Origin of the sequence: Candidatus Poriferisodalis sp. (genome assembly GCF_965262965.1) — a bacterium.
Classification (GTDB): Bacteria; Actinomycetota; Acidimicrobiia; order Acidimicrobiales; family Poriferisodalaceae; genus Poriferisodalis.
This window is the reverse complement of the sequence record NZ_OZ253573.1, coordinates 2,060,145-2,073,019: the sequence shown is the minus strand read 5'-3', so window position 1 is coordinate 2,073,019 and position 12,875 is coordinate 2,060,145. Positions and strand designations below refer to the sequence as shown.

Annotated in this window: 11 protein-coding genes and 1 pseudogene; 5 read left to right on the top strand and 7 right to left on the bottom strand. The window is 65.3% G+C overall.

Annotated elements, in window-relative coordinates:
* The first annotated feature begins 59 nt into the window (after positions 1-59).
* From ACQY5K_RS09930 to ACQY5K_RS09915, 4 genes are all read left to right on the top strand, one after another.
* Positions 60-1,397, top strand: a complete 1,338-nt coding sequence (locus ACQY5K_RS09930) for a hypothetical protein (protein ID WP_428114636.1) — start codon at positions 60-62, stop codon at positions 1,395-1,397.
* Between the two features lie 130 nt (positions 1,398-1,527).
* Entirely contained in the window at positions 1,528-1,851 is a 324-nt protein-coding gene (locus tag ACQY5K_RS09925) for a hypothetical protein (RefSeq protein WP_428114633.1), read from the top strand.
* 51 nt (positions 1,852-1,902) lie between these two features.
* Positions 1,903-2,874, top strand: coding sequence for a DDE-type integrase/transposase/recombinase (locus ACQY5K_RS09920; RefSeq protein WP_428114631.1), 972 nt, complete (start codon positions 1,903-1,905; stop codon positions 2,872-2,874).
* A 177-nt stretch (positions 2,875-3,051) separates the two neighbouring features.
* Positions 3,052-4,494, top strand: coding sequence for a Fic family protein (locus ACQY5K_RS09915; RefSeq protein ID WP_428114629.1), 1,443 nt, complete (start codon positions 3,052-3,054; stop codon positions 4,492-4,494).
* Between the two features lie 736 nt (positions 4,495-5,230).
* On the opposite strand, the gene ACQY5K_RS09910 is transcribed toward ACQY5K_RS09915, so the two are convergent.
* The 4 genes from ACQY5K_RS09910 to ACQY5K_RS09895 form a co-directional block, all read right to left on the bottom strand.
* Positions 5,231-7,051, bottom strand: a complete 1,821-nt coding sequence (locus ACQY5K_RS09910) for a nitrite/sulfite reductase (RefSeq protein WP_428114627.1) — start codon at positions 7,049-7,051, stop codon at positions 5,231-5,233.
* On the bottom strand, positions 7,048-7,839 hold the full coding sequence (cobA, locus tag ACQY5K_RS09905) for a uroporphyrinogen-III C-methyltransferase (RefSeq protein ID WP_428114624.1): 792 nt from the start codon (positions 7,837-7,839) through the stop codon (positions 7,048-7,050). The genes ACQY5K_RS09910 and cobA overlap by 4 nt, the downstream gene beginning before the upstream one ends.
* Positions 7,836-8,558: a precorrin-2 dehydrogenase/sirohydrochlorin ferrochelatase family protein gene (locus ACQY5K_RS09900; RefSeq protein ID WP_428114622.1), complete on the bottom strand. Its 723-nt coding sequence runs from the start codon at positions 8,556-8,558 to the stop codon at positions 7,836-7,838. Before ACQY5K_RS09900 ends, cobA begins: the two co-directional genes overlap by 4 nt.
* 103 nt (positions 8,559-8,661) lie before the next feature.
* Complete coding sequence (locus tag ACQY5K_RS09895) at positions 8,662-9,840, bottom strand: trans-sulfuration enzyme family protein (protein ID WP_428114620.1); 1,179 nt, start codon at positions 9,838-9,840, stop codon at positions 8,662-8,664.
* A 319-nt stretch (positions 9,841-10,159) separates the two neighbouring features.
* Between ACQY5K_RS09895 and ACQY5K_RS09890 the strand changes: the two are divergent.
* Positions 10,160-10,252 (top strand): annotated as a pseudogene (locus ACQY5K_RS09890) (hypothetical protein); the annotation flags it as partial.
* A 402-nt stretch (positions 10,253-10,654) separates the two neighbouring features.
* Here ACQY5K_RS09890 and ACQY5K_RS09885 read toward each other — a convergent pair.
* From ACQY5K_RS09885 to ACQY5K_RS09875, 3 genes are all read right to left on the bottom strand, one after another.
* A complete protein-coding gene (locus ACQY5K_RS09885; RefSeq protein ID WP_428114618.1) occupies positions 10,655-11,026 on the bottom strand; it encodes a DUF2237 family protein in 372 nt (123 codons plus the stop codon).
* A gap of 91 nt (positions 11,027-11,117) precedes the next feature.
* Positions 11,118-11,519, bottom strand: coding sequence for a hypothetical protein (locus tag ACQY5K_RS09880; RefSeq protein ID WP_428114615.1), 402 nt, complete (start codon positions 11,517-11,519; stop codon positions 11,118-11,120).
* 172 nt (positions 11,520-11,691) lie between these two features.
* Positions 11,692-12,822, bottom strand: a complete 1,131-nt coding sequence (locus ACQY5K_RS09875) for a citrate/2-methylcitrate synthase (protein ID WP_428114613.1) — start codon at positions 12,820-12,822, stop codon at positions 11,692-11,694.
* Positions 12,823-12,875 lie beyond the last annotated feature (53 nt).

Here is a 12,875-nt window from a genome sequence, read left to right as displayed (position 1 = left end):
CGACCATCGGGTCCCTGTCACACCGTGGCCCGCAGCGCCCCCTATGCGAACATCGGCATATGGGTGCAACGCGGCTTGAACCAGGCCTGTTAAGTCATCTGCGTGTCCAGTTCGGCGCCCACGGTGTACGTGCGGTGGACTATCTGGAGACTGCGGAGCGTTCCCTGGGGCCAGAGACGTTTGAGGTGCCCCGACTCGGTGAAGTCGTCGCATACTGCATTCGGGAGGCGCTGAAAGAGATCCCCAAGGCTTCTGGCACCGGTCCGGAAGGCAGTTGGCGACGCTTGTCGCACCGGTCCGTCTCGACGTTCGAAAACTACGAAGCGTCGGCACAGCTTTCGGATGAGGCGACGCCGCCTGATCTCATTCAACACCGGGCAGCGATCGAGGAACTTCGCAAATTCCACGACGAGGGAGAAGGTGTTCACCAAGCTCGCCTCATCTCACTGATGATTCGGCGAGCTGGCGTCGAACCGCTGACCACAGGTACTGCACCTGTGGCGGACTACCAGCGTTTGATTGCAGATGCCGACCGAGCGGCTCACGGCACGTGTTCGGTAGAAGCGTCTCGAAGGCTCTGGGAGCGATGCGTCGCGTTGCTGGCTCAGCTGTTCCTGCCGCATGAGTTGCGACACCCACAGCTCGTGCGCTTGGCTGTGATCGGCGCGCCGTCCCAAGGGGACCTGCGTAAGGTTCTCAGTCTCTCAGGCACACCGGTTCATGTGAAGCGCTTCTTGCGCGAGATCTCGAGCCCACGCTGGCTGGATCTATTCCGCGACGAAGAAGCTCTGGGCGACCCCGGCAGCAATCTGTGGTGGGAGGCCTGCTCGGCAGCGATTCGGCTGGCGGAGACTCATCGAGCGGACGTGGTGGCGTGGATGATTGCGTCATACGACGAGCACTCGGAGAGTGTTGAGCATGCTCGTTGCTTCGAGCGGGCCGCTCACCGAGTCGGCGGAGAGGCGCTTGATCTGCTTCTGCGCATCGTGCGGAGATTCCCGCAGGACAATCACATCGTGCATGCCGGTACTAGCGCGGCCGGGGAGACGGAAGCGTCGCACCCATTGGTGCAGCAGCTCGCGGACGTGCTGCTGAACGAGCCCACCTGGGATCTGGTGATCATCGCTGACGGGCTCGCTGCCCACTTGGCAGACGGCGTTGACGTTCTGAACGCTGTCGAGCGAATCGGGACGGTGTGTCACAAGCTGTCGCGAATCCCGGAGGATGATTTTGCTCTAGTGCTGTGTCCGCAAACGTTTGCGCGCTTTGGTCATGCGGCTGCTTTGGTGGGTCTGCCCCAGCGGTGTTGTTTTTCGGCGCGGGTTCTGGCTCGTTCGCGTCGTTGGGCTGCGAGCAGTTCGGGTGAGCGTTTGTTGGCGTTGCGCCAGCGCAGGTGAGCGTGCAGCGAGCGGGTGAGCACGGTGTGGTTGGGGTGGTCGTGTGTTGCGTCTGACTTTGCCGCGGAAGGTTGGTTGGGTATTGAACCGAGTCTGGTTGTGTTCTCGCTGACGCGTGAAGGAGCATCAGATGACGATCAGCGAGGGTCGGCGTCGGCCCGAGAAGCTGTCCGCGGAGACGAAGTGGGAGATCTGTTTGCAGGTCACGAGCGGGGCGATCACTCAGGCCGACGCCGCCCGCAGGTGGGGGGTCGATGTGTCGACGGTCGTCACCATCCGCCGCACGGTGACCGACGCGGCGGTGGCCGCTTTGGCCCGCAGGCCGGGCCGGCCGGCCGCCGAGCGGAACTGGGAGCTCGAAGAGGCCCAGGCAGAGATCGGCCGGCTCACCGAGGCGGTCAAGGCCCAGGCGATCGAGTTGGCGATCGTGCGGGGAAAATCCGGCTGGGACTGAGCGGGCCGGTCCCATCACAAGCTTGCCCACCGCGGTTCTTATGTCGGCCGGGTGTGGGTGGCGCCCTCGACGTTTCGGCGCGTTTTGGCTGCTCACCCGCTTGTGCTGCCCCAACAGCCCCCGGCGCCGAAGCAACCGAGGACGCCGTGGCCGCACTGGCTGGTCTGGGAGCCGAACAGGATCTGGATCTGGGACGTCACCCACTTCGGGCGGGCCCGGCGCTGCGTGTTCGCCATCGTCGACATGGTCTCGCGCTGCTGGATCGCCACCCTGGTCTCGACCGCGCAGACCTCCACCCAAGTGCGTGTCATCTTCGACCAGGCGCTGGTCGCCCAAGATCTCGACGAGCTGCTCACCGAGGGCCGCCTCGATCTCGACATCGACGACCCAGACCGGGCGATCCTGCTCGCCGTGTGCGACAACGGACCGGCCATGACCAGCCACGACACCCGCGCCTATACGGCGATGATGGCCATCGCCCAACACCACCGCCAACCCCGCACCCCCACCGACCAAGCCCGGACCGAGAGCTTCTTCAGCCACATCACCCACGAATGGCCCCACCTCGACGACATCACTGTGTTGCGGCTAGCGGCTGAGGCCATCACGGAGCGGCTGAGGGCGGGAGGTGTTGACTTCGATACTGTCGGCGGCCTGACGCTCGGCGCTGACGCTCTCTGCGCCGCCATCGCGGTGGTGGGCGGGGCGAACTGGTGCATCATCCGTAAGGAGCCCAAGGGGCGCGGCACCAACCGGCTCGTCGAGGGCACACGGATCGGCGAGGGCAACCGTGTTCTGCTGGTCGGCGATGTGGTCACCACGGCCGGATCGATCCTGAAGGCATATGACAGCGTGCGGGCCACCGGAGCGCAGATCGTTGCGGCCGCCACACTCGTTGACCGGGGCGACGATGCCTGCCGGTCCTTCGACGAACGAGGCGTGCCCTACTTCCCGATGTCCACCTACCAGGACATGGGCATCCCAGCCATCGGCACCGAAACCGTCAGCGCAGCAGCAGGCTGACACGCGGCCGACAGCAAGCGAGTGCCTGAGTCGGCACCGTCCGTGTCAACCGAATGCGGACAGGTCGTGCTGCATGTGTAACGGGGACACAAGAAGAACTGTCCACCTGAACACAAGAATGTGACAGTTGAGTGGTGTTAGTGTCGTGTTCGCAAACATTCGAGATCGTTATTCAACATGGGCCAATACCTCGAACTTGATTACGTCCGCTGGGTCGGCACCGGCCAAGTGTCGTCTCCCTACAAGGCGTACCTGCCATGCGCGCTGAATGGTTGGGTCCCATCGGTGCAGCCCGATGTGCGCGCACTGGTGAGGCTGGCCGAGAGCCGCATCGCGGATGCGAACCGGCTCGACGTTTCCGGCTCGGAGACGCTGCGCCTCCTTCTCACTCGTGCGGAAGGCCTCGCCACGAGCAGCGTCGAGAACATCAGGACCACCATGCGCTCGCTGAGCCTTCTCGAGTCTCTGCGCGGCAGACGGCGACCCGAGACTGATCGCACGGACAGATTGACGCTTGGCAGCGTGCATATGAACACAGAGGCCATGAAGCTCGCTGCCCGTGCCGACAGCGAAGTGGCGGTCCGCGACATCGAACGGCTCCATCGCGTCCTGTTCACGGACACATCGGATCAGTTCGACGCAGGACGGCTCCGCAGCGAGCAGGTGTGGATAGGGAGCGGGAACAGAACGCCGGCGAATGCGCATTTCGTGCCCCCGCCGCACACCGAAGTGCCTGCGTTGATGCAAGACCTCGCCGAGTACATCTCGGACTGCACCGTATGGGCGCCTGGTGTCGTGAAAGCCGCTGTCGTGCATGCACAGTTCGAGACGATCCACCCGTTCACCGACGGCAACGGCAGAATCGGTCGAGCGCTCACGAATCTCGTGCTGCGACGAGACGGCCACTTGCAAGTCCCGGTGCCGCTGTCAGCAGCGATCGACGCACGCCGACAGGACTACTACGACAGCCTGCAAGAGAGCCGCCTGTTCATCGGCGACCGTTCCGACGATGAGCGTTCCGCTTCCATGACGACCAGCATCGAGTTCACAGCGGATGCCGTTGTCGTCGCCTGCGACTACGCAACCGCGGTCGCCGAGTGCGTCGCCGACTGGGAGGACAGATGCAACCGAGTGCCTTCGAAGCAGCGATCCTCGGCGACTGAGATCTTGCGCGTCATGCGCACCGCGCCGGCTGCGACGCTGCCGTTCCTCGTCGAACGCTCCGGGCTGAACAAGCGCACAGCGGCGCGCTCTCTGAGCCGACTCACAGATCTCGGCTTGCTCGCAGAGCACCATGACAGCGAAACCGGGGTGCGGGTATTCGAGGCGTCCGACCTTGTGAACGTCGCCGACCGCCGCGACACCCTGCTCGCGGAAGCATGGAGGCTGCATCTCGACGGCCACGCAGACATCCCTGAACGGCTGCACGAACTCGCCGGCAGTCACAACAGGGATGCACCGCCACACAGCACACGCACAACACCTGACGCAGCCGCCGCCACTCGGGCAGCAACCAAGCCGTCTGCTTCGAACCGAGCACCGCGCTGCGGCCACATCGGCGCACGCAGCCGCAGACCGTGCCAACGACGCGCGGGACACACCGGCAACCACACCTACTGAAGTGGCTGACCGTGACCCGCGACGACCTGCACACCATCTGGAACACCGCGGATGACGATGAAGAGCGATGCATGTGCGGTGGCGTGTTCGTACCCGGAGACAACGGACCGGACTGGGTGTGCGGCAGTTGCGGAAAACGGGACTTCGAAACGGCAAGCTCTACCGGTGGTTGCAAGTGAGTTGAGTGTAGATGTCGTGTGCTGATGCCCAGTGGTGGAATCGGCGGGGCATGTGGTTGAGTTTGTCCTCGATGACCGAGAGCCGCGGTTGTGCGATGTCGAGGCTGGTGCCTTTGGGGGGTCATCGGCGCAGCAGTGCGTTGGTGTGCTCGTTGGTGGGTCGCTGCCACGGCGAGCGCGGCTCGCAGAACAACACCTCGATGCCGAGCGCGGCTTCGACGTCGGCCCAGCGGGCCATCTCGCGGCCGACGGCGCCGGCAGCGCCGCGGCAGCTTCGCCCAGGTGCCGGCGGGCAGGCCGCTGCGCGCGTCGTTCGCGTAGCACGCCCGATAGATCGTCTGCGCGCACACGCTCATACCCGCCTCGCGCAGGTCCGCCGCCGCCGCGCTACGTCCGCGACGCTGCGGCCCGCCCCCAGCGACGACTCGATGAACACCCGCTCATCCAAACTCAGCCTCGCTGCCATACTCGACACCTCCATCGGTCGGCTGCATATGTTGGCAACGGTCATCATGACCGTTCACTTGCAACCACCGATGGAGTTCGCCGTCCCTCGCTCAGAGGCACTCGGACTCGCCGACGGCAACCGCGAAGGGACCCGTCTCGTTGTAGTCGGCGAAGTGCTCCTCGGTGTCGAAGCGATCGAGATCTCGCAGGCTGCGCGCCACCGCTGATGCGCCGCCCGTTCGCTCGAGCCAGGTTGCAAACGTCTCGCCTGCATCCCGCTCGCCCACATAGCGCTCGACGATTCGCACGACCGCGTGCGGCGCATTCTTGGCGGGCAGTCGCAGCGCCCGGGACCCGAACTTGATCTGCTCTTGGCCGACATGACCACCGAGCAGCAACTGGTACCCGGGTGCCGACTTGGCCTCGACGCGCCGCTCGATGCCGAAGAAGCCGATGTCCGCGACATGATGCTGACCGCAGCTGTTCATGCAGCCCGAGATGTTGATGCGAAGCCCTGGCACTTCGGCCAGCCCGGCTTCTTCGAGCGCATCGGTGATCGCTTCTGCCAGCCCTCTCGACTGGGTCACTGCCAGATTGCACGTGTCGGCACCCGGGCATGCCACCACATCGCGCAGCAGCTCGGCGCCGGCGGAGGCCATGGCGATCTCGGCGAGCCGGCGGTAGAGGTCTCCCAGTTGATGCTCTTGCAGGTCTCGGAAGACGAGGTTCTGACGATTCGTCAGCCGCACGCTTGCCCCCAGGGCGCGCTGGGCGTCTGCGAGGGCGCGGAACTGTGCCGTGGTGATGTCGCCGAGGGGGGCATGTGCGTAGGCAGACACGGTGCCGTTGGTGGTGCCGCGCACCACGTTGACCCGCTCCCAGTCGGCGTACTCGCTCGCCCCGTCGACCGGGCGGCGGGCAGCAATGGTCACAGGGACCGATGCAGCGCCGTGGCCCACGAGGCTGACACCGTCCGATGCCTGCCCCGCAGGCTCGTCGCCCTCGAGCACCACGGCATCGGGAAGCCCGCCGGGCCAGCTCGTCGACGCAATCAGCGTTCGGCGGATGCTGAGCACCCGACGTCGGACCTCGTCGATACCCAGCGTGTCCACGAGCCACTTCATGCGGGCGCGGAGCCTGTTGTCGCGGTTGCCCGCTTGGTCGAAGACCCGCAGAATCGCTTCGATCGTCGGCAGCAGGTCTTCGCGTGGAGTGAAGTCCTCCAATGCCAGCGCGGCATGGGGGTTGGCCCCAAGGCCTCCAGCCACATACACCCGAAAGCCGGATTGGGGCTTGCCGTGTTCGTTCATATCGACGGCCGCTACAACACCGACATCGTTGAACATGGCCTGGCCGCAATCGGTGTCGCAGCCCGAGAAGTTGATCTTGAACTTCCGGGGAAGCCGCTGGGCGATGGGGTTGCGCACGAAGTGCTCGTATGCGGCCTCGGCCCACGGCGAGATGTCCAGAATCTCATACGGGCACGCACCGGCCAGATGGCAGCCCCCGATGTTGCGCACCGTATCTCCGCACGACTCCCGCGTCGTGAGGCCCACACTCGCCAGCAGCCGCAGCACTTCGCCGATCTGGCCGAGTTGCACGAAGTGCATCTGCAAGTTCTGACGTGTGGTGATGTGGGCCCAGCCCCGGCTGTAGTGCTCGGCGAGGTAGCCGATCATCTCGAGCTGCTCGGGCCGAATCGACCCGTACGGCACTTTCATGCGCACCATCTGGTTGCGTCCGCCTTGGCGCTGGCCGTAGACGCCGTTGGTCAGTCGATACGTCTTGTACACGTCCTCGTCGATGTGACCGCCGAAGTACTGCTGGGTGATCGACTCCCATTTGACGATGTCGCCCAGGAACGGCTCGGCGAGCTCCGTGTCGCATGGTATGGGCCGCTGGTGAGCAGCTGGCCGGTCGAGAATGGTCATGCTGTGCCTCCGAGGGCGCCGTGGTGAGCAGTGCTGTCGTGGGCAGTGCCGTGGTGGGTGGTGAGATGGTCGCCTTGCCACACCGGCAACCCTTCAAAACCCGCGACATCGCCGATCACGATGATTGCCGGGGCGGGAACTCGGACCTGTGCGAGCCGGGCAAGGGTGGTGCGCTCCACCTGTTGACATGCGGTTGTGGCTGAGCCGATCACCGCGACCGGCTCATCGGGCGACCGGCCGCCTGCGATCAGCGCCGTGGCGATGTGAGGCGCCAAGCGCACCCCCATGAGCACCACCAGCGTGTGATCGAGCCGGGCGATTCCAAGCCAGTCCACGCCCGCCACGTCGTGGGCGCTGGCAGCCGTCACAACGGTGAAGCCATGCGATCGGCCTCGATGGGTCAGCGGGATGCCGGCGGCCGCGGGAGCAGCAATAGCGCTCGACAGGCCGGGCACTACTTCCACGTGATGACCGGCGTTGAGCAACGCGAAGGCCTCCTCGCCGCCTCGGCCGAACACATAAGGGTCGCCGCCCTTGAGCCGGACAACGACCTCGTAGAGAGCCGCGTAGTGGGCCAGCAGGGCGTTGAGATCGGCCTGGGCGCGACGCGGATCGCCCGGCCGCTTGCCGACATCGACCAGCAGTGTTCCCGACGGAATGAGATCGAGCACGCCCGATCCGACGAGCCGGTCATGGATCACCACATCGGCCCGTTCCAGCAGTCGCGCTGCCCGCATCGTCAGCAAGTCCGGGTCGCCGGGCCCTGCGCCGACCAGATGCACCGTCATCGAAGCGCCACCGCTTGCGCCTGCCCTGCGTCGGCGGCGGTGTCCGTGTCGTCAGCGGCTGCGTCAAGGCCGAGGGCGGCGCGCAGCCGCCGACGTGCCCACTCGCCCCGGCCAGCCCTGACGGCGTCGAGGAGGCCGTCGTCGAGGGCTTCCCGCCAGCCCGGATGCTCCGACGACCCTGTAGCTGCGCGCAGTTCAGCCCGTGCAGCGCTCAAGAGCCGAGCGAGTTCTCCTGCGCCGTCGTCGAGTTCACGCTGGAAGCGGCTGCGCAGCCACGACGCCAGCGCCGGAGTGACGCCTTGCGTGCTGACCGAGACAGACAGCGTGCCTCGTCGCGCTACAGCCGGCAGGATGAACGAGCAATTGTCGATGTCGTCGGCCGAGTTGACCCAGACGCCGCTCGCTTCGCCGTCTGCGAACACCTGCGCGTCCACCTCGAGTTCGCCCGTGCAGGTGAACGCCAGCCGGTAGCCCGCCACTTCGCCCTGCTGGTAGGGCCGGCGGTGCCATCGCACGTCATCTCGCTCGGCGATTGCGGGGACCGCAGTCGGCGCCACGACGGTGACTGCCGCACCAGTGGGCACCAAGCGCTCGATCTTGCGTGCGGCCACGACGCCTGCGCCGACCACCAACACCCGACGGCCGCGAAGGTCGAGGTACACGGGGTACGAGTGCCAGTTGTCAAGGGACGTGGCGGGTGTTGACACGGGTGTTGACATAGGCGGCAGCTATATTACCGACAAATATGATCGAATTAGTCAGGAATTAGCTGCGGCGGGTCCGGTCAGCCCTATGCCGGTCCGAGACTTCGCAGTGTGGCGATCACGAGCAGGTGTGTGCAGCCTGCAGTGCCGAGCAGATGTCGGCTGTCACGTCGTCGGGATGCTCGAGTCCCATCGACATCCTGATCATCCCCTCGCCGATGCCGATTGCTGCACGCTCAGTGGGTGTGAGCTGGGCATGCGTCATCGACGCAGGATGGTTGACGAGCGTCTCGGGACCACCCAGTGAAGGCGCCAAGTAGGCCAGATGCAGCGCATCCACAAATGTGCAGGCTGCCTCGTAGCCTCCTACGAACTCGAGGGTGACGCAGCCTCCGCCCGATGCCATCTGTCTGGCCGCGAGTTCGCGCTGAGGATGCCGGTCGAGTCCGGGGTAGAACACCTCGGCGACGGCGCTGTGGGCGCTGAGAATGCTGGCAACTTGCAGAGCATTCGCACACTGGCGCTCGATGCGGACCCCGAGTGTCTTGAGGCCGCGCAGCGCATTCCAGCTGTCGAACGCCGACGCCGAACTGCCCTGCACCACCGCATAGCCCCACAGTTCATTGACCAGCGTCTTCTCGCCGGCAATCACCCCGAGAGTGGCGTCGTTGTGGCCCGACAGTGCTTTGGTGGCCGAGTGGACCACGAGGTCCACTCCGTAGTCCAGAGGACGCTGGATGAGCGGCGTGGCCATCGTCGAGTCGACCACGGTGATCGGGCCGGCGATGGCGCCCAACGCATCGAGATCGGCCAGGGCAAGCGTCGGGTTGCTGGGCGTCTCGACGAAGACCAATGTCGTGCGGCCCGGCTCGACGGCGGCCAGCCATGCCTCGGTTTGGTCCACATCCACAAAGGTGACGTCGATCCCGAATCGCGGACATACCTGGTTGAAGAGCTGCAACGTGCCAGAGAACAGTTGACGCTGGGTGACCACATGGCTTCCTTGCGAGCACATCCCGAGCACCACCGTCGAGATGGCGCCCATTCCGCTGGAGCTGCAGATGGCTGCCTCGGCACCCTCCAGTTCGGCCACGGCGTCGGCGAATGCCTGCACCGTCGGATTGCCGTACCTCCCGTAGAAATCGGTGACACGGGGACGTACGGCTCTGCGCGCGGCATCCGCCGCGTCCGCCGCCCCGAACGCTGTGGATGGCTCGAGTCCAGGCGCCAGTCCGCCTTCGGCGCTGCGCCCGGCCAACAGAGCAGCCGTTTCGGGATGGTGAGCGAGTCGGTTCATTGCTGTCTCCATATGAACGACGGCTACGCCATGGACAGCCGGAAGGCCAGTGGGGATACTTGATCGCAAATCGGGATCGGCCGCATCTGTGCCGACAGAAGAAGCGCCCGGAGCACGCGCCTAATTGCCGGACGCACTGCACCGCGATCCGCCGCTACAGATGTCGGCAGACAAGCTACAAGATGCGCGACAGCACCGATACCACTACAGTCGCCTCAACCGTCCCTGATGCACCGGTCGTCACCGTGACTCACGGACCCATAGGCACCACCAACGGACGGTTACATTGCGGAAACGTTGAACGCGTTTTCCAGCCTGTGGGGCTGACTACGGCGCCGGATCTTCACGGGACTGGGCAGCCAAGGGCACAGCCCTACTCGCGGTTCGGGCCGTAGCGGATTCGGCGTCACGAGCAGCCGCGGTGGAGCCCAAGTCTATTCGATTGTCGTTTCGCTAAGGGTCGTGATGTCCTGGGACCACGGCAAGCTGGCAGTCAACCAAGTCAACGACCTTCAGGATCACCTGGATGCCCACCGGCTCGGCAGCGGAGGCAAGTCGACGCTTGATCACGAGAACCCCACCGGTCGCGGACGTTCGGCGAGCGCGGTGCTCTCCGAGGTTCGTACAGCGATCGACGAACTCATGCGCACACATTCCGGTGTTGACATCTGCGCACGGAGCTGCGCCCCAGCCGTTCCAGGCTCGCTTCCATCGATTGATGCACGCCGTCGGCCGAGAAGTCCCACGATGCAGTGCCGACGCGGAGTGACGCCGCGCAGCAAAGTGCTGCCGGCACGGATGATGCGAGCGCGGATCAGACTGGGTCGCCGCTGAAGCGGTGGGCCTCGAGGTCACTGAGGTTCGCCCACTCCAGGGTGCGGGCATGGGTTGCTTCCAGCACGACCTGGGGTGCGGCTCCCGCGGTGAGTGCCTCGGTCCAGCGGGCCGCGCACAGGCACCAGTGGTCACCGGGGGACAGTCCACCGAAGCCGCCCGCCGGCTGCGGCGTCGACAGGTCGTTGCCAGCCGCTGAGGAGAACTCGAGGAACTCAGCGGTCATCACGACGCACACCGTGTGGACTCCGTGGTCGCCCGAGTCGGTGTTGCAGCAGCCATCCCGGAACCAGCCCGTCAGCGGGTCATATGAGCAGGGCTGCAGCTCACTGCCGAGAACGTTGTGTGCCACGGCGCTCAGTCTCTCAGGTCTCGCAAGATCCTGTGGCAGCACCCTCGCCGTCCGAGGCGCCCATTTCCTCAAGAAGTCCCGATAGGAAGGTCTAGGCGAGCAGCCCTGCGTACAGCGGCGCCATCAGGGCCGTCATGAACCCTGCCATGGTCAGCATCATCGTGCGGGTTTGCCTAGCGATTGCGCTGTCGACGTAGGCGCGCATGCGTTCCTCGAGCGCGCGCAGGTCGTCCTTGGTGGCGAATTTGCACAGGTCGTCTTTGGTGGCGAATTTGCGCAGGTCGTCTTTGGTGGCGAATTTGCGCAGGTCGTCTTTGGTGGCGAATTTGCGCAGGTCGTCTTTGGTGGCGAATTTGCGCAGGTCGTCTTTGGTGGCGAGATTGTCGGTGCCTTGGGGCCAGACGGTCTTCATGAGGGTGGCAGCGGGATCTTCGCCGAGTGTGGTAACGAGCTTGTTCACCAGTGCATTCCGTTCGATCTCGTCGATGGCCACGGGTTTCTCCTCAAGTGTAAGCATGTGCAGGCGCGGGGCCGGGCGGCCTCCCCGACGGGCGCCCTTGGACCACTGCGAGAGAGTCGGCAAGGCTCGGCAGGGGAGCGGTCTCGTGGGCAGTGTGGTGAGGCAGGCACGCCGTTTCAGCCCGGCGGCGAGGCTGAGGCTCAATCTATGGCGCGCCACAGGTGGGAGCCTGTGATTTTCGGGCCCATCGGCTGTGTGCCCCGGCTGGATCACACATCGCGACGTACCGCGCGCTCGGCCGGATGATTTTGTTGTCATTGGCCTGTTCAAGAATGTGGGCGCCCCAGCCGACGATTCGGCTTGCGGTGAACGTCGGGGTGAAGGCGTCTTGGGGGAGCCCGGCGAGATGCAGAACGACGGCGGCGTAGTACTCCACGTTGGTGACGATGACAGAACTTGGCCGATACTCATCGAGCAACGCCAGGACTTCGGCCTCGATGGCGATTGCCCGCTCGACGAGTTCGCCACCGAGCCCCAACGCGACCTGCTTGAGTGTCTCCGAGCGGGGATCTGCGGCCCGATAGACGGCATGACCGAATCCCATGAGCTTGCGTCCGGCATCGAGCTCGGCCGACGCCCATGCCCGAGCGTTCGCAGGGTCGCCGATGACGTCGAGCATGTCGAGAACGCGGCTCGGGGCGCCACCATGGAGCGGGCCCGACAGCGCTCCCAGAGCGCCGGCGATTGCGCCTGCGACGGACGTACCGGTGCTGGTGATGACCCGGGCGGTGAACGCCGAGGCGTTGAAGCCGTGCTCGGCAGTGAGATTCAGATAGGTCTCGACCGCCTTCGCATGGACTGCTCGCGGAGTCTCACCCAGCGCTGATCTCAGGTAGTGCGCTGCATACGAGGGGGTGTGATCGGGACTGACTGGCTCGCCTCCTGACCGAATCCTGTTGACGGTGCCGAGGACCGTCGGCGCAGCTCCGATTGCCTGCAGTACTGCTCGGCGGCGCTGCGCATGGGTCATGTCGATCGTCGGTCGCGGATCGACGACCAGCGGCAGCACACTGGCCAGGACGGCCAGCGTGTCGAGATCCGTACGCGACAGCCTGACGACTAGGTCGCGAGCCTCGGATGCCAGCGCCCGGTAGGCCGCCAACTCAGCTGCGAAAGCGGCCTTTTCACCGGACTCGGGCAGCACCCCGTCGATCAGCAAGCACGCGATTGCCTCGAATGACGCCGAGCGTGCGAGTTTGGTGGCGTCGTGGCCTCGGTAGTGGTACCAGCCCTCGTCGCCTCGGACCGTGCCGATCGCCGTATCGGCGACGATCAATCAAGCCCTTCAAGCCAGGCGGGGCGATGGCACCGGCGGGAACGAATTCTGCA